The sequence below is a fragment of the Marivirga tractuosa genome (genome assembly GCF_042140215.1).
Classification (GTDB): domain Bacteria; phylum Bacteroidota; class Bacteroidia; order Cytophagales; family Cyclobacteriaceae; genus Marivirga; species Marivirga tractuosa_A.
On sequence record NZ_CP159478.1, the window covers coordinates 560,926 to 581,311 of the forward strand.

Here is a 20,386-nt window from a genome sequence, read left to right on the forward strand (position 1 = left end):
ATTTATTGCTATTTTAGTTCCATTAAATGTATAAACTATGGCGTATTTTAGTGAGGATTTTGTAAGGTTTTTCGAAGAACTTGAGAAAAACAATCATAAAGAGTGGTTTGATGAGAATAGAAAAAGGTATGAAAAGGAAATAAAAGAACCTTTCAAGGCTTTTGTAGGGGATTTAATTTTAGCTATCCAAAAATTTGATCCTGAAATCATGATTAAATCTAAGGATGCCATCTTTCGAATTAATAGAGATATTCGTTTTTCAAAAAATAAGCAGCCCTATAAAAACAATGTTGCAGCCTATATATCAAAGATTTCAAAAAAAGAGCAATTTCCTGGATATTATGTGCATTTAGATGCCGAAGGAATCTGGTTAGGTGGGGGCTTATACGATTTATCTACGGAAAATATTTATAAAGTAAGGCAAGAGGTTCTTTATAACGAAAAGAGTTTAAAAGAAGCGCTTAGCGAGAATGATTTCAAAAATGAGTTTGGTGAATTACAAGGGCAAAAGAATAAAATATTGAAGCCACCTTTTAAAGAATTTGGTGAGGAGATTCCAATTCTATATCAAAAACAATTTTATTTTATGAAGCGATTTCCAGTCAGTAAAATAACTTCGGACGAATTAGTTAACTTTTGTGCAGTGAAATTTGAAAAAGCTTTTCCTGTCAATAAATTTTTACGATTGGCAGTAGAAAATGTAGAATAAAAAAAGGAGCCTTATTCAGGCTCCTCTTTCAAACTAATTTTAACTAAAAAATGAATTATGCTGATGCTTTAGCTTTTTTAGTTTCGCTCATTGCAATACCGTAAACTACTAAACCGAATCCGATTTTGTTAATGGCATCACCAATGTTGTAAATTAAATCCATGTCCTGAGGTCTTAATAAACCTGCTCCATCGGCACCAAGCCATCCACCAGGCATTGCCATGTAGCCAATTGGATAAATTGCCCAACCTACTAATACGAACCATGCCAAAGCTTTAATACCTTTTTGTACAGAATCATTTCCACTTGATTTAGCCAATTGAGCTGCTTCACCAAACCATGCTGAGTAGAGGATATAAACATAACCTACAGTTGATATTACACCCCATAAAACGGAATGCCCCATAGAACCATCAGTAAATGCTTCACCTATGTAACCTGCTACTAACATTACTAATGAGAAGAAAATCAATTTCCACATAAAGCTTTGTTTAGCGCCTGCAGGTCTTAACAATAAGTAGAATTCAACACACATTAACGGAACTGTTAAAGTCCAGTCAATGTAACGTAATACTGTTGGGTTCATACCTGTAGCTGCATAATAATCACGCATATAGTAGTAATGAACAGCCGCAATCATGGTAATTAAACCTGATACTAAAAGTGAAGTCTTCCACTTACCGTCAACTTGTTTCTTTCAAAAAAGAAAAAGACAGAAGCTGCAAACATTGCCATGTAGCCCGTAAAAAAGGTAAATGCTACTGGATCATCCGATTTGATGTCTATGACATCTGCTAGAAATAGTGTTTCCATATTGTTTAATAATTAGTTATAAATTCTAAACATAATATGGTTCAAAAGGTTTAAATAACCATATAATGTTTAACAAAAAATTAATAATGTTTAACATATGTTCTATTTTTTTTAAAAAGGTTAAACAAATATTTGGTTTTCAGTTAATTATGAGAATTAAATTTATAAATAGATTATATATCAAAACATACCTTTTAAAAAGCTTATATTTTTTACTTTTGTGCTCAGATGGAAAATAGAATGGATCAATTAAAGCATATCGCCATAGCCGGAAATATTGGTGCCGGTAAAACCACATTAGCTAATAAATTGTCTCATCATTATGGATGGCATACCGAATTTGAGGCCGTTGAAGATAATCCTTATTTGGTTGATTTTTATAATGATATGAAACAGTGGGCATTCCATTTACAAGTGTATTTCCTAAATAGTAGATTGAAACAAGTAAAAAGAATCAGGGAAAGTGAGCATACAGTAGTTCAAGATCGTTCAATTTACGAAGACTGCTATGTTTTCGCCAAAAACCTTCATGAGTCAGGTAATATGTCTGATAGAGATTACAAAAATTATCTTGAATTATTTGATTCTATGTCGCCCGTCATTACACCCCCTGACTTATTAATTTATTTAAGAGCCGATATCCCAAAATTGGTAGGTCAAATTGAAAAAAGGGGTAGGAATTATGAAGAAACCATTAGGATTGATTATCTGAAAAACTTGAACAAACATTATGAAGCCTGGGTAAAGCAATATGACATTGGTAAACTGGTGATCATTGATGTTAATCAATTAGATTATTTGAATAATGTAGAAGATTTTGCTTTGATTGTAAGTAAAATTGATACGGAAGTTCATGGCCTTTTTTCTAATCAATAAATTTTCTTTCTTACCTACCAAGGATTTAATTAGAGAAGATGTATTCAGGTCTCTAAAATATTTAATCACTTCATGTAGCATCCACTATTTTTGATACCTTTATGGATTATTCCATTTGTAATAATTACACTTATTTATGTTGAAAGTAGGAATCATCAGAGAGGACAAAATACCAGTTGATAAACGCTCACCATTAACGCCTGCGCAATGCCAAAAAGTGGCTGCTCAATTTGAGGTGGAGGTAAAAGTTCAGAAAAGTGATGTAAGGGTTTTCAAACCTGAAGAATATTCACAACACGGAATTGAAATGGTGGATGATATTAGCGGAAGTGATATTCTTTTAGGCGTAAAGGAAGTTCCAATTGATAAATTAATCCCTAATAAAACATACTTCTTTTTTTCTCATACTATCAAAGAACAGGAGTATAACAGAGAACTTTTACAAAATATACTTGAAAAAAAGATAAAGTTGGTTGATTATGAATGTTTGCTTGATCCTAAAACCAACCAAAGGATTGTAGCTTTTGGTCGTTTTGCTGGAATAGTTGGAGCTTATAATACCATCTGGACTTTTGGCAAACGCTATAATCTTTTCAATATCAGAAGAGCCCATGAGTGTTATGATTTAGCAGATATGAAAAGTGAATTTGAAAAAGTAGAATTACCTGCAATAAAAATAGCGATTACTGGTGGAGGAAGAGTAGCAAAAGGGGCTATGGAAGTTATGTATGGCATGGATATCTTACAAGTATCGCCTTATGAGTTTTTGAATGAAAGATTCGACAGGCCAGTCTTTGCGCAGCTTAATAGCCACACTTATCACAAGAAAAAAGATGGTAGTCCGTATAACAGAAATGAATTCCATGACAACCCTGGTCTATATGAAGGAGATTTTCTGAAATATGCAAAAGTAGCGGATGTATTAATTGCGGGGGCATTCTGGGATCCTCGAGCTCCTGTTCTTTTCAATAGAGAAGATGCTATGCGTCCAGAGTTTAAGACAAGAATAATAGGGGATATTACCTGCGATATTGAAGGATCCATTCCGAGCACGAAAAAACCTGCAACGGTTGATGATCCTGTATATGATTATAATCCTACTACCGATACTGTTGAGCCTGAATTCAGTGGCGAAAGTAATATTACAGTAATGGCTGTAGATAATTTACCATGTGAGCTGCCTAGAGATGCTTCTGAAAGCTTCGGATCTGAACTAATTGAAAATGTATTGCCCCATCTTTTAGGTGATGATAAGGATGATGTGATCAAAAATGCAACTATAGCTGAAAATGGTAAGTTGACTGAGAAATATAGCTATCTTCAGGGATTTGTGGATGGAGAGTGAGTTGGAATAGACTCTATTTTCACTTTTTATTAACGGTATTAACTGTTTTACTGATTTTTCCACTTGAAATGCATTCTACACAACAATAATTTTTTTCATCCCAACGGATTTCTTTGACATCTTCTTGGAATGCGGTGGCGTCAATAAGGCTAAATTCGGCTATTAAAGAATCTTTGCTTTCCGCTTCAATTATTTTGGTTGAATTATCATTAAAAACAATGGTAAATTTTGGCATGAACATTTATTCTATTGATTACTATTGATAGATGCTTTGTTCACACTCAATGTTTGAAAATTTGAAATAAATATGGTAATAATTCCATAAATCCCCATTTAATTCCGATAAATAGAAAAATGAGAATGTTTAATTTCTCATTTTTCTATCTTACAACTACTTTAATATTGTAATTAATTCATGATTATCAGAAGGGGAGTGTAAGGTCTTATGTCATAATAATTATTTTTTCATCTGCTCCGCCAGAACCTTAATCCCTTCTTCAAAAGAATGTGGTGTGTAGCCTAATTCCCTTTTAGCTTTATCTAAAATAAAGCCAGTTTTAGGTGGCCTTTTGGCAGTTTGCTTAAATTTGGTGCTGTCCGATTTGGTCATGGTTGTTTGAGGCAAATTGAAGAATTCAGCTGTTTTTATTGCCATTTCATAAGGTGTTAATAAATCATCTCCCGAGATATTAAAAATGCCTTTTGCTTTCTTTTCAGCAATCAACAAACAACCTTTCGCTAAATCTTCAGCCAAAGTTGGGGTTCTCCATTGGTCATCCACTACTTGAATTTCTTTACCTTCTTCAAGAGATTTTTTGACCCAAAGAATAATATTAGAACGGCTCATGTCATGCGCTATTCCATAAACTAAAACGGTTCTGGCTATGGCCCAGTCAATTTTGCTTTGTATTATCAATTTTTCAGCAGCTAATTTACTTTCACCGTAATAACTAACAGGATTAGCTTCTGCCTCTTCATTGTAAGGCCCGTCTTCTCCATCAAATATAAAATCGGTAGAAAGTTGTAGAAGGAAAGCATTTTGCTTTTTTGAAGCTTCAATCAGATTGTCAACTGCAGTTACGTTTAATTTCCAGCAATCTTCCTGCTCAGTTTCGCATTGATCTACATTAGTCATAGCAGCAGTATTGATGATAACATCAGGTTTATGCTTTCCTACTACATCCATAACCTCCTGCTGATTGGTAATATCAAGACTTTCGAATTCGTATCCTTTTTCATAAGGCAATCGATTCTCTCCTCTTGCTGTAGCAATCAGCTCATGTCTACTTTGTTCAGTAATTAGTTGGACTAATTTCTGACCTAATAATCCATTGGAACCTGTTATTAAAATCCTCATTTTTCTTCTTCAGGATATTCGTAGCCGTATAGTTCGGTAATTTTTTTCTTTGACATTTTCTCAATTTCTGCAGTCATGAAAATGTCCTTCACGGGCTTATCAGCTCCAGCGGTTCTGACAGCAGCAATGGAGTCTACTACATTCAAACCTTCTACTACTCTTCCGAATACGGTATATTCACCATCTAAATGTGGAGCTCCTCCTATGTTTTTATAGTCTTCAATTTGTGCGTCCGAATATTCATAAAGTTCCAATTTACCAAATTCTTTCTCTACCAATGAATCGGCTATGGTTTCCATGAAATTTTGTAAGCCTTCCATATCCTTAGCCTTTTGCATTTCAATTACTTCATTTCTAAGATTAGCATACTTTTTCATTCCTAAGAGCTCACGCAATTTCATCTGTTTTTGTTGATAAAGTCTCCCTTCTGGCATTTGTAACAAATCAGCTTCTGTAAATTTTTGTCCATGAATAATATAAAATTGTGAACCACTAGATTTTCTTTCAGGATTAACTTGATCTCCTTGACGAGCGGCAGCCAAAGATCCTTTTACGTGCCAAAAATCAGGATGGATTTCAGCATCTATAGTATAGTTAACTTTATCTTCCTCTTCTAATCCTTTTTTTTGATTGACATCTCCACCTTGCACCATAAAATTCTCAATCACTCTGTGAAAAATGGTGCTATCGTACTTTCCTGATTCTACCAATTCAAGAAAATTAGCTTTATGCTTTGGGGTTTCTTCATAAAGGATTGCGGTCATATCACCGTATTGAGTATGCAAAACGACCACTGAATCCTTTGAAGTTTGGCATGAAGCCATAATTATCAATAAAGAAAATGCTAAAATTAAATTGTTTTTGTTTTTCATAATTATTCTGAAAGTTGTTCTCTTATTTCTTTTAATACTTTATCTCCGCCCTTTTTCAATATCTGTCGAGCTAATAATGTTCCCAATTCTTCCGCTCTGGAAGTTTCGTCTGTCAATTTCATGGAAATTCTTTCTTGCCCATCCAAGCTGATAATACCTGCTTCCATTTCAATTGAATTGGCGTTTAAGTTTGCCAAGCCGAAAACAGGAATGCTGCAACCACCTTGTAAGTGTCGCAAATAAGCTCTTTCTGCCCTTAAGCAATATTCCGTATTTCTATGATTAAGAGCAAATCTTAACATTTGCTTTTTATCCTCTGTTATGCTTTTATGAACCTCTATAGCAACAGAACCTTGGCCTACAGCAGGAATAAATTCTTTGGTAGAAAGCTCCAATTTGATTTTGTCATCATATTCCATTCGATGGACACCCGCATAAGCTAGTAAAATGGCATCACACAAGCCTTCTTCCATTTTCCTGATTCTGGTTTGAAGATTTCCTCGGATATCCACGGTTTTAATATGAGGATAAAAATGTTTTAGAGTCGCAATTCTACGGGTGGAGGAAGTCCCAATGACGATAGGATTTTCTTTATCATTAATGTCAATAGATTCCTTGTGTGAAACCAATACATCATTAACTTTTTCCCTTTCTGTAAATGCAATCAAATCAAAACCGTGAGGTAATTCAGATTGCATATCCTTAGCACTATGCACGGCAATGTCAATATTACCTTCTGCCAGTTGGGCTTCTATTTCTTCTGTAAAAACGCCTTTGCTTCCGATTTTGGAAATGGCTACATCCAGAATTTTATCTCCTTTGGTTTGAATGATAATAATCTCAGCAGTATGTCCAGCTTTCTCAATTCTATCTTTAACATATTCCGCTTGCCATAACGCCAGCTTACTGCCTCTAGTGCCAATTCTAATATTCATTTTATTAATTGTAAAAATTTTGTGGTTTGGTAGAAAAATAAATCATTGCTCAGTCTAACCTCAATAAAAAGTCGGTCATCGACCGTTTTGATGGTACTGATATGAAAGATTTTCTTCTGTTACATCCACCACAAATCTACCACTCAATAATTTTCTACCCAACAAAATAGGGTTTTTCATATGGCTTCTATCGGAAAGAGAAAATTCTGTATTGTAGATCTTATTAAATATCTTGATTTTGGTTTTTACTACATAGCGCTCCTGCACTTGCCCGTTTGAACTCTTTATTTTCTTCAGCTTGAAATCAGCCGTTTTAAATTTCTTAGCTTTCATCCCCTGACCTAAGCGCTTTGCACTAATGGTATAAACCAATAACTCCCTTCCTTCTTTGTCTTTTTCAATATGAATTTTAGAGCAATGAATGGCAGAAGTATAGGCTCCTGTATCGATTTTTGCCTGAACTTTTACTAAGCCTAATTCAGGTAAATCAAGTTTATCAATTCTGCCTATGGTCTTTTTGGCCTTCAATTTTAGGATTTCAATTCTGCAATAACAGTACGCCCACCTTTTGTTTTATCTCCAATATTAACTTTCACTTCAGAATCTAGAGGTAAATAAATATCCACACGAGAACCAAATTTTATGAAACCGAATTCGCCACCTTGCTCTACCATATCGCCTTCGTTTACATACCATTTAATTCTTCTTGCCATGGCTCCAGCAATCTGCCTAAAAAGTACTTCAACGCCATTTCCAGTTTCTACTACTATAGTGGTTCTTTCATTTTCAGTACTTGATTTTGGATGCCAAGCTACTAAATATTTTCCCGCATGGTATTTACAAAATTTGACCACACCAGAAATTGGGCTTCTATTTACATGCACATTAACAGGAGACATGAAAATGGAAATCTGCTTTCTTTTTCCTTTAAAATATTCATCTTCTTCGGTATCTTCAATTACCACTACTTTTCCATCGGCTGGTGCTAAAACATGCTTTTCATCCTTATTAATAATAAATTTCGGACTTCTGAAAAATTGTAAAATCACTAGGTAAAGCACTATTAGAGCAACTAAAACTGCATTATTCACCCAAGTTGGGGTATCTAAAGCATATTCAAATAAAAAGAATATCCCAACGAATATTATTAATGAGAAAAATAAAATTTTCCTTCCTTCTTTATGTAATGTCATAATTATATTTTAAAAAACAATCAAATATAATTACTAATGAATTGATTTCATGAGGTAATTGTTAATATGTGTGAAAATTAGTTGTTAATATGTGTTAATAAAGAAGATTTAATTAATTTGTATAAATATTTCAAAAATTCTATGATAACAGACGCTCAAAGACGTAATCAGATATTAAGAAGAATAAGTCGAATTCCTAAAGATAAACTTAAGGAATTAGATGACTATATTTCAAAGTTTGAGGAAGTTAATAATAACAAAAATAGAACTTTATCCTTTGCAGGAGCTTGGCAAGATATTGATGAATCTGTTTTTAATGATTTAACAAGTAGCTTAATAGAAAGGCGTAAAAAAAACAGAAGAAGAATTAATGAGTAGGGTATTAATCGATACCGATATTCTTTCCTATTATTTCAAAGGGGATAAAGTTGTAATTGAAAATTTTGAAATATATCTGAGAAAGTACGATTTGATAGAATTAAGTATCATCACATACTATGAAATTACAGGTGGATTACTAGCAAAAAATGCTTTAAAACAACTAAGTGTTTTTGAGGATTTTGTCGTTGATAATTTAGTAATACCAATGACCGATAATTCTGCCAAAATTTCGGCAGAATTATACTCAAGTTTAAGACAATCAGGTAATACAGTTGATGATATTGATTTATTAATAGCTGGAATTGCTATCGATAATGATTTGACTTTAGTAACTAATAACGTGAAACATTTTAATCGTATTCCAGGGTTAAGAGTAGAAAATTGGACAATGGCAAGCAACTATCAAAAGTGAAGCATTTAATACTTAAACTAAAAAAGCGCAGTCTCCTGCGCTTTTAATTATAACAAAAATCTCTTGGTCTTAATAATTAATATCCACCACGATATTTATAAGTCTGTGATACTTTATCGATTGCCACTATATAAGCCGCAATCCTCATAGGTACATCATATTCTTTAGAAGTATTATAAACCACTTCGAAAGCGTCTTTCATAATCCTGTCAGAACGTCTATTTACACGCTCGCGAGTCCATTTATACCCTAATCTGTTTTGCACCCATTCGAAATAAGAAACCGTAACACCACCAGCATTCGCTAAAATGTCCGGAGCCACCATTATTCCTTTTTCATTTATAATATTATCGGCTTTCGCTGAAGTAGGGCCATTTGCTCCTTCCACAATTAGCTTAGCCTGAATTTTACTAGCATTTTCATGGGTAATTACATCTTCTTTAGCTGCTGGAATCAATACATCCACTTCTAAAGTCAATAAATCATTACCATCAATTTTTTCAGCTCCTTCAAAGCCTTCTAAAGTACCATTATTATTATTTCTGTACTCAATCGCTTTCTTAATATCAATTCCGTTATCATTGAAATAAGCACCTGAGATATCAGAAATGGATTTGATAGTTGCACCTCTTTCTTCTAATAATAAAGCCGCAAAAGAACCTACATTACCAAACCCTTGAACTGCCATCGTTGCTTTATAGGGATTGATTTTCAATTTCTCCATTGCAGCTAGGGCAGATACCATCACACCACGACCTGTAGCTTCAGTTCTTCCTAATGAACCACCTAAAACCAAAGGCTTTCCAGTTACCACAGCATTTACTGTCATACCTTTTGACCTTGAGTAGGCATCCATCATCCACGCCATTTCTCTTGGCCCTGTTCCCATATCAGGAGCAGGAATATCTCTATCTTCACCAAATACATCCACCATTGACTCTGTATATGAACGAGTCAATCTTTCAATCTCCCCAGCAGACATCGCTCTCGGATTACATTTGATACCTCCTTTGGCACCACCATAAGGAATATCCACAACAGCACATTTCCAGGTCATCCAGGCAGCAAGTGCTTTTACTTCGTCAATATTCACACCCATATCATAACGCACACCACCTTTGGACGGGCCTAAAATAGTGGAATGAATCACACGGTAACCTTCAAAAACCTGAATGGAGCCATCATCCATGGTGATGGGAAGGTTAACTATCACCTGACGAGCAGGAGATTTCAATACATTGTAAATTTCATCGTCTAAACCTAAGTGTTGAGCAGCGATATGAAATCGCGACATCATAGACTCAAAAGGATTTTCTAAGTCTTTAATTGGAGCCGGTTCGATATAACCCATAGTAGTATTTGTTTTTTTTAAAAACTTTGCGGTAAAATTAAGTATTTGTTAACTCTTTTTTACTTTTTATACTGCTAATGTTGAAAAAATCATTCAAAAAGCATCAAAAAAGCAGAAATAAATGGTGCGGATAACAAAAGTCCATCAAATCTATCCAAAAAGCCACCATGACCGGGGATTATGGAGCCAGAATCTTTTACTTCAATGCTTCTTTTAAAAAGGGATTCAACCAAATCTCCATAAGTACCAGCAATAACAATTATCCCAGCTATGCACAACCATTGCCAATCTGCAATTTCGTCAAAATTTGATGCCATAATGATGGCAAAAATGAAGGCTAATATAGTTCCACCTAAAGCACCTTCCCAGGTTTTCTTAGGGGAGATTCTCTCAAAAAGTTTTCTCTTACCAAACTTCACTCCTGCGAAATAAGCGCCTGTATCACTTGCCCATTGTATGAAAAGTGCACCTATTATTATTTGAAAACTATAGGAATCATTATAAAACACAGCAATGTGTAAAAGCGCAAAAGGTACCGCAACATAAATGATTCCTAGAAAAGTATAGGCAATATTGGTGAAAGGTTTTTTGTCATTCTTTTTATAAAGTTTAACAAAGTAAACAGTGGAAGCTATAGGTGCAATGGCAAAGTAAATTCGAGGGTCAAGATGCTCGGCATGAACCAAAAATGTAATACTATAAATAGATAAACCTGTGATGGTTCCCCAGAATTTGAGCGGTAACATTCCGTCCAGTCCAACCAGTTTATAAAATTCAAGCTGGGTTAAAGCACAAAGAATAAAAAAGACTGCGAAATAAGTCCATTCACTATACACTATAGCGGAAAGAATAATGGCAACTCCCAATAAGGCTGCAATAATTCTTTGGGTTAAGTTATTGTATTTACTCAAATTTGATATCATCTTCAATTAGTTTAATCGCACGCATTACCTCGTCCACAGCAACCACGATTTCATAATAGCCTAGCTGATAGGCTGAATCTTTCTTATCTACAATAATCGCATGCAATTCTTTATCCTGCAAATAATCTTTTACGATTTGCACTTGATAGAGCTTATCCGTTTTGTAGACCGTCTTCCAATTCTTCATTCCTGAGTTTTAACTTTAAGAAGATTCATAAAGTAACGGAAAAATATCAAACAAGCGAATAATCCAATTATAGATACATAAACAGGAACCGCAGTATCTACTTCAGTCGCATCAAAATCATCAATATATCTAGGCCCCACATACATAATAATTACTGCCAAACCATTATTTACAAAATGAGCCAGAATAGGGTACCAGATATTCCCTGAGTAAAGATATATGTAGCCAAATAATGCACCTAATAATATTCTTGGGACAACCCCAAAAAACTGCATGTGAAAGGCACCAAAAATAATAGCACTTATCCAGATGGCTAAATGTGCATTACTGGTAGCAGTTTGTAATTTATTTTGCAATAGCCCTCTGAATACCAACTCCTCTCCAATTGCAGGGAAAATACCAATGATCACTAATGCAATCAACATTTCCCCAAAGCTATCATATGAACTAAGCAGTTCTGTTAATTCCATCATGCGGTCTTCCATTCCTCTTGCCCATTCCCCAAAGCCTTTCATAAATTCAGGGAATTCAATATTCATATTCCATTCGATTATGATGGAATTAAATATCATAAAAGAGAAAGTGGTTAAAACAATTAAAATAGATGGCTGGACACCAATATTTTTTCTATTAAAATAAGTTTTAAGACTCATCTTATCCATTGTCTTAATGAAAAAGAATGCAAAAAGTGTAAATCCAAGGAAATGACTAATTCCCTGAGCTACATACATAAAGATTTTACTTTTAGGGCCAAAAGGAGGTTCCAAAAGTTGTTGACTTTCCATAAAACCAACGCCTGTGACCAATACAGCTATACCTGTGCCGATTAATTGACTAAAAAGATTCCATGCCAAAAACAGCAATACAAGGTAAAAAATTGAAGTCCAGGGATTTTTATGGAGAATTTGTGGGTTGTTATGCTTTAAAGAATTCATATAGTGCGTAAATTTACACCAAAATTAAGATTATCAAATTGGTAAAGATAGGAAACATATCATTAGGCGAATTTCCATTGCTTTTAGCACCTATGGAAGATGTTAGCGATCCGCCTTTCAGAGCAGTCTGTAAAGAAAATGGTGCTGACCTTATGTACACAGAATTTATTTCTTCTGAAGGTTTAATTCGTGATGCCATCAAAAGCAGACAAAAACTGGACATTTTCGATTATGAAAAGCCCATTGGCATTCAAATATTTGGAGGCGATGAGGAAGCAATGGCCATGGCAACCAGTATAGTTAATGTAACACAACCTGATTTGGTCGACATCAATTTTGGTTGTCCTGTCAAAAAAGTAGTGACCAAAGGAGCAGGTGCTGGCGTTTTGAAAGATATTGATTTAATGGTCAGGCTGACTGAATCTGTTGTAAGATCTACAGACTTGCCTGTTACTGTGAAAACTCGTTTAGGATGGGATGAAAGCTCGAAGAATATAGAGGAAGTAGCTGAAAGACTGCAAGATGTAGGGATAAAAGCCTTGTCTATTCACGGCAGAACTCGTCAACAAATGTATAAAGGCGAAGCAGATTGGTCTCTTATTGCCAAAGTGAAAAACAATCCTAGAATTAATATTCCAATTTTTGGAAATGGAGATATTGATTCTCCGCAAAAAGCATTGGAATATAAAAATAGATATGGAGTAGATGGGCTGATGATTGGAAGAGCTGCTATCGGTTATCCTTGGATTTTCAATGAAATCAAACACTACTTTGAAACTGGCGAAATACTTCCACCACCAAATCTAGATGATAGGGTAGAAACTGCTAAAAAGCATCTTAAATTTTCAGTGGAATGGAAAGGTGAAAAGTTAGGCATATTTGAAATGAGAAGGCATTACACTAATTATTTTAGGGGAATTCCACATTTTAAACCTTACAGGACTCGATTAGTGGAGGGAGAAAATTACCAAGCTGTATTAGATACTTTAGATGAAGTAAATGAAGTGTTTTCAGCTCAAATGTTTGAAAAAATATGAGCGAAAAAGAATCTGTAAGCCCTGTATTAGTTTATGGCTTATTAGTTTTATTGGCACTTATTTGGGGAAGTTCTTTTATACTTATTAAAAAGGGATTACTAGTTTTTTCAGCTGGAGAAGTTGGGGCTATCCGAATATTCTCAGCTGCCTTAGTTTTAACTCCTTTATCATTACCTAAGCTTAAAAGTTTGAATAAACGCCAATGGAAATGGCTGTTTATTTCAGGTATGGTCGGTAGTTTTGGCCAGCTTTTCTATTTGCTTATGCCCAAACTCAACTAGAAAGCGGAATTACAGGTGTTTTAAATGCATTAACCCCAATATTTGCACTTTTAGTGGGTGTTATTTTCTTTAAAGGGAAACTGAAATTACGAGACAGCTTAGGAATCGCTTTAGGTTTTGGAGGAACCATCGTACTGATAGTAGCTGGCTCAGGAGGTGAACTCGGCAATTTTAATTTTTATGCCATTTTCGTGATTTTAGCAACGCTATGCTATGGGTTCAATTTGAACATCATTAAAACTCAATTTAGTATTCTTACTCCTAGAATGATTACAAGTATTTCTCTTGTGCTAATAGCACCTTTAGCTGGAGGTTACTTATTCGGCTCAAGCGATTTTGTAAGTAAAATGCAATATGAAGAAGGGGCTTGGCTAGCATTGCTGTACATTTGTATTTTAGGTGTGATTGGAACTGCCTTCGCTTTAATCCTGTTTAACCGATTAGTTAAGCTTACCTCACCTGTTTTTACCAGTTTTGTAACTTATATCATTCCAATTGTTGCAATTATCTGGGGTTTATTAGATGGAGAAATTTTAGTGTTTGGACATTATATCGGAATTGTACTTATTATATTAGGAGTAGCCTTTGCTAATCGTCCTAAAAAATAATATTTGGATATTTCCAGCATTACTAAAATATTCCCTTGATTTAAATTTGCTTAACATTGCGAAAACACTTTAATTATTCAATAAATAGTTTTTGTTTTCAGTTAAAGCATTTATTTTTGCGGCAATTATAACTAACATACTTTATATTATGAGTGATAACGAAAAAACAAGATACAGTGCTGCTGAGCTTACAGAATTTGAAGAGTTAATCACTAACAAATTAAATAAAGCCAAAGAAGAACTTAAATATATCAAATCAACAATAACTCGCTCTGGAGATTCAGGAACAGACGGTACTTCAGGAAATGTAAAAGTTTTGGAAGATGGAGCTGATACCATGGAAAAAGAAAGCATGAATCAGTTGGCAGCAAGACAGCAGAAGTTCATCATTAATTTGGAAAATGCTTTAGTAAGAATTAAAAATGGTACTTACGGAGTATGTTCTGTAACTGGCAAACTAATTTCTAAAGAGCGATTAAGAGCTGTTCCACATACTACTCAATCTATCGAGGCTAAATTAGCACAAGATAATTAATGGATTTTCTGCTCAACCATATTGAGGCCCTGATTTTCTGTGCAACTTCGCCATTGAAGTTGCAGGAAATTCAGAAGTGCCTATCCGAAATGTTTGAAGCAGATGTTCCAAAGGAGGATATAGAGGGTGCACTTGAAAAAATCCTCAAAAAATATGAATCAGATGAATATTCTTTCCAAGTAGAGCATGTTGGAGGCGGATATCAGTTTATGACGAAACCTGCCTATCAAGCGAGTATAGGCATCATGCTCAAGCAACAATCCAAGAAAAGATTGTCCACTTCGGCTTTGGAAACCCTTTCCATTATTGCTTACAAACAACCTATCACCAAAGGGGAAATGGAGCAAATAAGAGGAGTAAATTGCGACTATACTGTCCAAAAGCTTCTGGAAAAGGAATTAGTAGAAATAAAAGGAAAGGCAGATGCCATCGGAAGACCCATCTTATACGGCACCAGCCAAAATTTCATGGAATATTTTGGCATCAATGATCTAAAAGATTTACCTACCCCAAAAGACTTTTCCCAAGACGAAAATCAAATAGGAAAAGAAAACGAGGATTAGTCAGAATAGAAACGTAGTTTTGTAATTGAAATAATGACGGACAAATGTTGGTCAGCTTATAAATTTCATTGCTATGCATAATAAGAAGTCTCCAAAAGGGCAAAAGCCCCAAAATCCCCAAAATCCCCATAAATCTCATCAGGTAAAGAAGTTTTCCAATCAAAGAAAGGCAGAAACTCCTGAGTATGATATTAAGAAACTTAAGTCTGCCGAGACTAAAGAAAAGGAGCTAAAGGAAGGTATCCGCTTGAATAAATTCATTGCCAATGCGGGCATTTGCTCCAGAAGAGAAGCAGATCAACACATCGCTGATGGCAAGGTAAAAGTGAATAATAAAGTGGTGATCGAATTAGGTTTTAAAGTGAAACCTATGGATGATGTAGCTTTCGAAGGTAAACCCATTAAAAGAGAGAAATTGGTTTATGTATTACTCAATAAACCAAAAGGCTTTATCACCACCATGGATGACCCCAAAGGCAGAAAAACCGTGATGGATTTGATTTCTGCAGCGGGTGATGAACGTATTTATCCTGTTGGCAGATTAGACCGTAACACCACAGGACTTTTACTTTTTACAAATGACGGTGAATTGGCCAAGAAATTGACTCATCCATCTCACAAGATTAAGAAAATATACCAAGTAGAATTAGACAAGCCCATTACCGAAGAAGATTTTCTTAAAATTCAAGAAGGAATTACATTGGAAGATGGTGAAGTAAAAGTAGATAATTTAGCCATCCTTTCTCCTGATGCCAAAAGCATAGGTATGGAAATCAGAATGGGCCGTAACCGCATTGTAAGAAGAACTTTCGAACATTTGGGCTATGATGTGGTAAAATTAGATCGAACCACCTTCGCAGGATTGACCAAAAAAGATTTAGCAAGAGGGAAATGGAGATTTCTAAAGGAAAAAGAAGTAATTAATTTGAAACATTTGAGGTGAGGAAGAGATATATCCTTCTGCTTTTTAGTCCAAGCGGACGTTTGAACGATTAGTAGCATGGAGCATCAAATTAGAAAACATAATCAAAACTGTGCGAAAAGTCCCCTTTTGGGGGATTTAGGGGGCAGGGGGGTTATTCATCTAAATTCACTCCAGCATTTTCAATGATCACCTTAAAAATACTGCCTTTACCTAATTCTGAAACTAGGGTAATGCGGGCATTTATTTTTTCCAATGCTTGTTGTACTATAAACAAACCTAATCCTGATCCCTCCGCTTCGCTTGTGGCTCTGTAGAACATATCAAAGACCTTATGCTGACTTTCAGGCGCTATACCTGTTCCATTATCTTCTACCGAAATGTGAACATCTCTGCCCAACCTCTCAAATCTTATCGCAATGTATTGATCAGGTTTTTTAGCATCATGATATTTAACCGCATTGGAAATTAGATTCCCTAACACAACTTTAAGTTGATAATAATCAGTTTTTAGGATATGGTGAATCTGCTCATCATAATCTAGTCTAATGCTGTCTGCCCCCTGATTAAATTTAACATCAGTAATAACATCCTCTACCATTTCGCCTAAGCGGAAGGTTTTCAAGCTTATTTCTGTTTTGATATTTCTAGAATAATTTAATATATCGCTAAAAATATGGTCTAATTTCTTCACTCTTTCCTCCATCATTTTAACATATTGCTGTCCTGATTCATCTTTTATGTCGTGCTTAGCAATGTTGATTAAACCTAATAATGAAGCAACCGGTGCCCGTAAATCATGAGAAGTGCTATAAAGAAAGCTATCTAATTCCCTATTGGTTTTTTCTAATGCTGATCGCTCTTCTTCAAGCAGCCAAATAATCATACCGATACCAATGAAAGAAAGTAATAAGAAATCGATTACGCCTAATGTGTAATCTAGTTCCAATATAAAATTTTCATCAAAAATCATATAAATCCCACCGAGAGTGTAATTGAGGTTTTCGAATCCATATAGTAAGAAAGCTATCCACAATAATTTTTTGCCTACAGCGTCTCGCCTCCCAATTCTCATGATTTGAATTCCAGCAAATACAAAAGATGAGCCCACAATCAATGATTTTATGGTAAACGGAATAACTAGAGAGTAAATGTGTCCATCATTTTGTTTAAATAGGTGAAATATAGAGGTAAATAGTGCGATTAGGATAATTACAGTATATTGAATATACTCTTGCTTTAATGTTAAGGATTTTCTTTGAATAAGATGGTAGGTGCCTTGCAACAACCAGACAACTTGCATTAAACCAGCTATCTGAAATAGAAAAGTGAAAATATTTTGCCAGAAAGGCCCTGAATTATCATTTTTAGCAAAATAAAGCGTAATTAAAGCAAAGATTATATAGGTTGCGAAAGCCAACCAGCTGTATGACCAAAGCTTTAAATGTTTTCTTTGATAAAGATTAAAAAAATACCATAAAATAAGTGCCAGTCCAATGCTCCAAACAGCTTGACCTGAATAACTTATCACTATGCTATCAAAATATTGATCGAAAATAGATTGATTAATCAATGCCTATTTGTTTTATATTTACTAAAGTAATATTTTAAATTGTATATAGTAAGCAAAAGCTTATCTGTATTGATTTTAAATTATCATAAAAATAGTATGTATGCATACTATTTTTAAACTCAACTATTATTTTTAAATTTCAAGTGTAAGCTTTGGTAGAAAATAGATTGAAAAATGGCGATAAATAAAATTCACATAAAAGACATAAAAAAAGCCTTGCTTTTGAGGGCAAGGCTTGTGGTGCTGAGTGGATTCGAACCACCGACTCACGGATTTTCAGTCCGATGCTCTACCAACTGAGCTACAGCACCGTGATAGAGTGGTGCAAAAGTAGGTGAAAAATTTATCCTGCAAAAGGATTTTAAAAAAAATGTGATAAAATATTTTAAACGATTAAATAACAACTATGGAATACATCTCGCAAATTGCTTTCTTACTGGTACTTGCGGTGGCAGGATACTTTTTAGCAAAAAGAATAGGGAGCATTAAAAACAATATCAATCTCGGAAAAGAGGTAGATAGAAGTGACAATAAAGGGCAAAGATGGAAAAACACTTTGCTTATTGCTTTTGGACAGAAGAAAATGTTTAAGAAATTTATCCCTGCTATCCTTCATCTAATGATTTATGTAGGGTTCTTAGTGATCAACCTTGAGGTATTAGAATTTATTATTGACGGAATTGCAGGAACGCACAGGATATTTGCTCCAATCTTAGGTGATACCTATACTGTGGCCATTAATATATTTGAATTTTTAGCAGTACTCGTTTTAGTTTCATGTGTAGCTTTTCTGCTAAGAAGAAATGCTTTGAGCGTACCAAGATTACGATCCTTGAAAGGCTGGCCCAAACTAGATGGAAATTTAATATTAGTTATTGAAATCATCTTGATGTTTGCCATCTTAACCATGAATGCTACTGACCAGCTTTTACAGGGAAAAGATGATCATTATGTTCAAACAGGAAGCTTTTTCTTTAGTAGCTTTTTGACTCCGCTATTCGAAGGCATGAGCGTGGACGCTTTACGATTTACTGAGCGTTTCGCATGGTGGTTCCATATCATTGGTATTTTGGCTTTTGCGGTTTATGTCACCTATTCTAAGCACTTACACATCTTTATGGCTTTCCCGAATACTTACTTTGCCAGATTAACTCCTCAGGGTAAAATGAACAATATGGATGAAGTAACTACAGAAGTGAAAAGCATGCTGGGAATGGATGCAGGAACTCCTCCTGCAGAAGTAGCGAGATTAGGCGCGAAAGATGCTACAGATTTAACTTGGGTTAATTTGATGAATGCCTATGCTTGCACAGAATGCGGAAGATGTACCGCTGAATGTCCAGCCAATTTAACTGGGAAAAAACTTTCCCCCCGTAAAATCATGATGGACACCCGAGATAGAATTACTGAAATCGGGGATAATATTAAAGCAGGTAAAGAAGCTGAAGAGGGGAGTTCATTATTTAGCGAGGATTATATTTCTGCCGAAGAGTTAAATGCTTGTACGAGCTGTAATGCTTGCGTGGAAGCTTGTCCGATCAATATCAACCCATTGGATATTATTTTACAAGGGAGAAGATATATGGCAATGGAAGAAAGTAGTTCGCCTCAATCATGGAATGCCATGTTCCAAAATGTGGAGACTAGCTTTGCACCATGGAAATTTCCTCCAACAGACCGATTCAAATGGGCTGATAAATTAAAAGAAGAAGAAAAATAAGTTTTAGGAAACGAAAAATTATAAATCAAGATATTATGAGCGATTCAACATATAAAGTCCCAACCATGCAAGAAATGAGTGCCAAAGGAGAAGCTCCTGAGGTGTTATTCTGGGTGGGCTGTGCAGGTTCATTCGATGACCGATACAAAGCCGTAACCATTGCATTTACCAAAATCCTGAATAAGGTAGGAATCAATTTCGCAGTATTAGGTCCAGAAGAAAGTTGTACTGGAGATCCCGCAAGAAGAGCTGGAAATGAGTTTCTTTTTCAGATGCAAGCGATGAGTAATATTCAAGTTTTGGATGGCTATAACATCAAGAAAATTGTAACGGCCTGTCCGCATTGCTTCAATACCATTAAAAATGAATATCCTGAGTTAGGAGGGAATTATGATGTAGTGCACCATTCGCAATTCTTGCAAGGATTAATCAATGAAGGAAAAGTCACTTTAAAAGATGGTGGCGAATTTAAAGGAAGGAAGATCACTTTCCACGACTCTTGCTATTTGGGTCGTGCAAATGGCGTTTATGAAGCTCCTAGAGATGTCATCAAAGCATTGGATGCAGAATTAGTGGAAATGAAAAGATGCAAAACCAAAGGTTTATGCTGTGGAGCTGGTGGTGCGCAGATGTTCAAAGATGCCGAGAAAGGCAATAAAGAAATCAACATTGAAAGAACTGAAGAAGCCTTAGACACAGGAGCTGAAGTAATTGCAGCTGGTTGCCCATTCTGTATGACTATGATGACGGATGGTGTGAAAAACAAAGAAAGAGAGCATAATGTAAAGGTCTTTGATTTAGCAGAGTTAATTGCTAAAAATGAAGGACTTTGATTAGTCATAGGTTTTAAGGTATAGG

The 20,386-nt window shown here is 35.0% G+C and carries 22 protein-coding genes, 1 tRNA gene and 2 pseudogenes; 12 read left to right on the forward strand and 13 right to left on the reverse strand.

Going from position 1 to position 20,386, the window contains the following annotated elements; translation table 11 throughout:
- Positions 1-37: 37 nt before the first annotated feature.
- A complete protein-coding gene (locus ABWH96_RS02465; RefSeq protein ID WP_375579964.1) occupies positions 38-709 on the forward strand; it encodes a DUF2461 domain-containing protein in 672 nt (223 codons plus the stop codon).
- 55 nt (positions 710-764) lie between these two features.
- Here ABWH96_RS02465 and ABWH96_RS02470 read toward each other — a convergent pair.
- Positions 765-1,522, reverse strand: a pseudogene (locus ABWH96_RS02470) (bacteriorhodopsin-like).
- A gap of 240 nt (positions 1,523-1,762) precedes the next feature.
- On the opposite strand from ABWH96_RS02470, the gene ABWH96_RS02475 reads away from it, so the two are divergent.
- A complete protein-coding gene (locus ABWH96_RS02475; RefSeq protein ID WP_375579965.1) occupies positions 1,763-2,398 on the forward strand; it encodes a deoxynucleoside kinase in 636 nt (211 codons plus the stop codon).
- Positions 2,399-2,534: 136 nt separating this feature from the next.
- Positions 2,535-3,743: an NAD(P)-dependent oxidoreductase gene (locus ABWH96_RS02480; RefSeq protein WP_375579966.1), complete on the forward strand. Its 1,209-nt coding sequence runs from the start codon at positions 2,535-2,537 to the stop codon at positions 3,741-3,743.
- 19 nt (positions 3,744-3,762) lie between these two features.
- Here ABWH96_RS02480 and ABWH96_RS02485 read toward each other — a convergent pair whose 3' ends face one another.
- The 6 genes from ABWH96_RS02485 to ABWH96_RS02510 form a co-directional block, all read right to left on the reverse strand.
- A complete protein-coding gene (locus ABWH96_RS02485) occupies positions 3,763-3,978 on the reverse strand; it encodes a hypothetical protein (protein WP_375579967.1) in 216 nt (71 codons plus the stop codon).
- Between the two features lie 222 nt (positions 3,979-4,200).
- Positions 4,201-5,100: an SDR family oxidoreductase gene (locus ABWH96_RS02490; protein ID WP_375579968.1), complete on the reverse strand. Its 900-nt coding sequence runs from the start codon at positions 5,098-5,100 to the stop codon at positions 4,201-4,203.
- Positions 5,097-5,972: a peptidylprolyl isomerase gene (locus ABWH96_RS02495; protein ID WP_375579969.1), complete on the reverse strand. Its 876-nt coding sequence runs from the start codon at positions 5,970-5,972 to the stop codon at positions 5,097-5,099. The genes ABWH96_RS02490 and ABWH96_RS02495 overlap by 4 nt, the downstream gene beginning before the upstream one ends.
- 2 nt (positions 5,973-5,974) lie before the next feature.
- Positions 5,975-6,907 carry a hydroxymethylbilane synthase gene (gene hemC / locus ABWH96_RS02500; RefSeq protein WP_375579970.1) on the reverse strand — a complete coding sequence of 311 codons (933 nt, stop codon included), beginning with the start codon at positions 6,905-6,907 and terminating at the stop codon, positions 5,975-5,977.
- A gap of 75 nt (positions 6,908-6,982) precedes the next feature.
- On the reverse strand, positions 6,983-7,435 hold the full coding sequence (locus tag ABWH96_RS02505) for an ATP-dependent zinc protease (RefSeq protein ID WP_375579971.1): 453 nt from the start codon (positions 7,433-7,435) through the stop codon (positions 6,983-6,985).
- 2 nt (positions 7,436-7,437) lie between these two features.
- Positions 7,438-8,100, reverse strand: a complete 663-nt coding sequence (locus tag ABWH96_RS02510; protein ID WP_375579972.1) for a phosphatidylserine decarboxylase family protein — start codon at positions 8,098-8,100, stop codon at positions 7,438-7,440.
- A gap of 141 nt (positions 8,101-8,241) precedes the next feature.
- On the opposite strand from ABWH96_RS02510, the gene ABWH96_RS02515 reads away from it, so the two are divergent.
- On the forward strand, positions 8,242-8,478 hold the full coding sequence (locus tag ABWH96_RS02515) for a hypothetical protein (RefSeq protein WP_375579973.1): 237 nt from the start codon (positions 8,242-8,244) through the stop codon (positions 8,476-8,478).
- A complete protein-coding gene (locus ABWH96_RS02520; RefSeq protein WP_375579974.1) occupies positions 8,471-8,893 on the forward strand; it encodes a type II toxin-antitoxin system VapC family toxin in 423 nt (140 codons plus the stop codon). The genes ABWH96_RS02515 and ABWH96_RS02520 overlap by 8 nt, the downstream gene beginning before the upstream one ends.
- 76 nt (positions 8,894-8,969) lie before the next feature.
- On the opposite strand, the gene ABWH96_RS02525 is transcribed toward ABWH96_RS02520, so the two are convergent.
- The 4 genes from ABWH96_RS02525 to ABWH96_RS02540 form a co-directional block, all read right to left on the reverse strand.
- On the reverse strand, positions 8,970-10,244 hold the full coding sequence (locus ABWH96_RS02525; RefSeq protein WP_375579975.1) for a Glu/Leu/Phe/Val dehydrogenase: 1,275 nt from the start codon (positions 10,242-10,244) through the stop codon (positions 8,970-8,972).
- Between the two features lie 89 nt (positions 10,245-10,333).
- Positions 10,334-11,167, reverse strand: coding sequence for a phosphatidate cytidylyltransferase (locus ABWH96_RS02530; RefSeq protein WP_375579976.1), 834 nt, complete (start codon positions 11,165-11,167; stop codon positions 10,334-10,336).
- Positions 11,148-11,354: a putative signal transducing protein gene (locus tag ABWH96_RS02535; RefSeq protein ID WP_013454883.1), complete on the reverse strand. Its 207-nt coding sequence runs from the start codon at positions 11,352-11,354 to the stop codon at positions 11,148-11,150. The genes ABWH96_RS02530 and ABWH96_RS02535 overlap by 20 nt, the downstream gene beginning before the upstream one ends.
- Positions 11,351-12,289 carry a lysostaphin resistance A-like protein gene (locus ABWH96_RS02540; protein WP_375579977.1) on the reverse strand — a complete coding sequence of 313 codons (939 nt, stop codon included), beginning with the start codon at positions 12,287-12,289 and terminating at the stop codon, positions 11,351-11,353. Before ABWH96_RS02540 ends, ABWH96_RS02535 begins: the two co-directional genes overlap by 4 nt.
- 38 nt (positions 12,290-12,327) lie before the next feature.
- On the opposite strand from ABWH96_RS02540, the gene dusB reads away from it, so the two are divergent.
- The 5 genes and pseudogenes from dusB to ABWH96_RS02565 all read left to right on the forward strand — a co-directional run bounded on the left by dusB (position 12,328) and on the right by ABWH96_RS02565 (position 16,256).
- The gene (gene dusB, locus ABWH96_RS02545; protein WP_375579978.1) at positions 12,328-13,326 is read left to right on the forward strand and encodes a tRNA dihydrouridine synthase DusB; all 999 of its coding nucleotides are present in this window, start codon (positions 12,328-12,330) and stop codon (positions 13,324-13,326) included.
- Positions 13,323-14,215: pseudogene (locus ABWH96_RS02550) on the forward strand (DMT family transporter). Before dusB ends, ABWH96_RS02550 begins: the two are co-directional and overlap by 4 nt.
- 148 nt (positions 14,216-14,363) lie before the next feature.
- Positions 14,364-14,750, forward strand: coding sequence for a TraR/DksA family transcriptional regulator (locus ABWH96_RS02555; RefSeq protein WP_375579979.1), 387 nt, complete (start codon positions 14,364-14,366; stop codon positions 14,748-14,750).
- The gene (gene scpB, locus ABWH96_RS02560) at positions 14,750-15,313 is read left to right on the forward strand and encodes an SMC-Scp complex subunit ScpB (RefSeq protein ID WP_013454878.1); all 564 of its coding nucleotides are present in this window, start codon (positions 14,750-14,752) and stop codon (positions 15,311-15,313) included. Before ABWH96_RS02555 ends, scpB begins: the two co-directional genes overlap by 1 nt.
- A 73-nt stretch (positions 15,314-15,386) precedes the next feature.
- The gene (locus ABWH96_RS02565) at positions 15,387-16,256 is read left to right on the forward strand and encodes a pseudouridine synthase (RefSeq protein ID WP_375579980.1); all 870 of its coding nucleotides are present in this window, start codon (positions 15,387-15,389) and stop codon (positions 16,254-16,256) included.
- A 133-nt stretch (positions 16,257-16,389) separates the two neighbouring features.
- On the opposite strand, the gene ABWH96_RS02570 is transcribed toward ABWH96_RS02565, so the two are convergent.
- A complete protein-coding gene (locus tag ABWH96_RS02570) occupies positions 16,390-17,808 on the reverse strand; it encodes an ATP-binding protein (protein ID WP_375579981.1) in 1,419 nt (472 codons plus the stop codon).
- A gap of 238 nt (positions 17,809-18,046) precedes the next feature.
- Positions 18,047-18,119 (reverse strand) — tRNA-Phe (locus tag ABWH96_RS02575).
- Between the two features lie 95 nt (positions 18,120-18,214).
- Here ABWH96_RS02575 and ABWH96_RS02580 point away from each other — a divergent pair.
- Both ABWH96_RS02580 and ABWH96_RS02585 read left to right on the forward strand, forming a co-directional pair.
- Positions 18,215-19,528, forward strand: a complete 1,314-nt coding sequence (locus ABWH96_RS02580; RefSeq protein ID WP_375579982.1) for a 4Fe-4S dicluster domain-containing protein — start codon at positions 18,215-18,217, stop codon at positions 19,526-19,528.
- 35 nt (positions 19,529-19,563) lie between these two features.
- The gene (locus tag ABWH96_RS02585) at positions 19,564-20,361 is read left to right on the forward strand and encodes a (Fe-S)-binding protein (RefSeq protein ID WP_013454874.1); all 798 of its coding nucleotides are present in this window, start codon (positions 19,564-19,566) and stop codon (positions 20,359-20,361) included.
- Positions 20,362-20,386: the final 25 nt, after the last annotated feature.

Excerpts from the sequence above, each read along its gene's own strand:
- ABWH96_RS02465 (WP_375579964.1), top strand. The coding sequence starts at position 38 with ATGGCGTATTTTAGTGAGGATTTTGTAAGGTTTTTCGAAGAACTTGAG.
- ABWH96_RS02475 (WP_375579965.1), top strand. The coding sequence starts at position 1,763 with ATGGATCAATTAAAGCATATCGCCATAGCCGGAAATATTGGTGCCGGT.
- ABWH96_RS02480 (WP_375579966.1), top strand. The coding sequence starts at position 2,535 with ATGTTGAAAGTAGGAATCATCAGAGAGGACAAAATACCAGTTGATAAA.
- ABWH96_RS02485 (WP_375579967.1), bottom strand. The coding sequence starts at position 3,978 with ATGCCAAAATTTACCATTGTTTTTAATGATAATTCAACCAAAATAATT.
- ABWH96_RS02490 (WP_375579968.1), bottom strand. The coding sequence starts at position 5,100 with ATGAGGATTTTAATAACAGGTTCCAATGGATTATTAGGTCAGAAATTA.
- ABWH96_RS02495 (WP_375579969.1), bottom strand. The coding sequence starts at position 5,972 with ATGAAAAACAAAAACAATTTAATTTTAGCATTTTCTTTATTGATAATT.
- hemC (WP_375579970.1), bottom strand. The coding sequence starts at position 6,907 with ATGAATATTAGAATTGGCACTAGAGGCAGTAAGCTGGCGTTATGGCAA.
- ABWH96_RS02510 (WP_375579972.1), bottom strand. The coding sequence starts at position 8,100 with ATGACATTACATAAAGAAGGAAGGAAAATTTTATTTTTCTCATTAATA.
- ABWH96_RS02515 (WP_375579973.1), top strand. The coding sequence starts at position 8,242 with ATGATAACAGACGCTCAAAGACGTAATCAGATATTAAGAAGAATAAGT.
- ABWH96_RS02520 (WP_375579974.1), top strand. The coding sequence starts at position 8,471 with ATGAGTAGGGTATTAATCGATACCGATATTCTTTCCTATTATTTCAAA.
- ABWH96_RS02525 (WP_375579975.1), bottom strand. The coding sequence starts at position 10,244 with ATGGGTTATATCGAACCGGCTCCAATTAAAGACTTAGAAAATCCTTTT.
- ABWH96_RS02530 (WP_375579976.1), bottom strand. The coding sequence starts at position 11,167 with ATGATATCAAATTTGAGTAAATACAATAACTTAACCCAAAGAATTATT.
- ABWH96_RS02535 (WP_013454883.1), bottom strand. The coding sequence starts at position 11,354 with ATGAAGAATTGGAAGACGGTCTACAAAACGGATAAGCTCTATCAAGTG.
- ABWH96_RS02540 (WP_375579977.1), bottom strand. The coding sequence starts at position 12,289 with ATGAATTCTTTAAAGCATAACAACCCACAAATTCTCCATAAAAATCCC.
- ABWH96_RS02555 (WP_375579979.1), top strand. The coding sequence starts at position 14,364 with ATGAGTGATAACGAAAAAACAAGATACAGTGCTGCTGAGCTTACAGAA.
- scpB (WP_013454878.1), top strand. The coding sequence starts at position 14,750 with ATGGATTTTCTGCTCAACCATATTGAGGCCCTGATTTTCTGTGCAACT.
- ABWH96_RS02565 (WP_375579980.1), top strand. The coding sequence starts at position 15,387 with ATGCATAATAAGAAGTCTCCAAAAGGGCAAAAGCCCCAAAATCCCCAA.
- ABWH96_RS02580 (WP_375579982.1), top strand. The coding sequence starts at position 18,215 with ATGGAATACATCTCGCAAATTGCTTTCTTACTGGTACTTGCGGTGGCA.
- ABWH96_RS02585 (WP_013454874.1), top strand. The coding sequence starts at position 19,564 with ATGAGCGATTCAACATATAAAGTCCCAACCATGCAAGAAATGAGTGCC.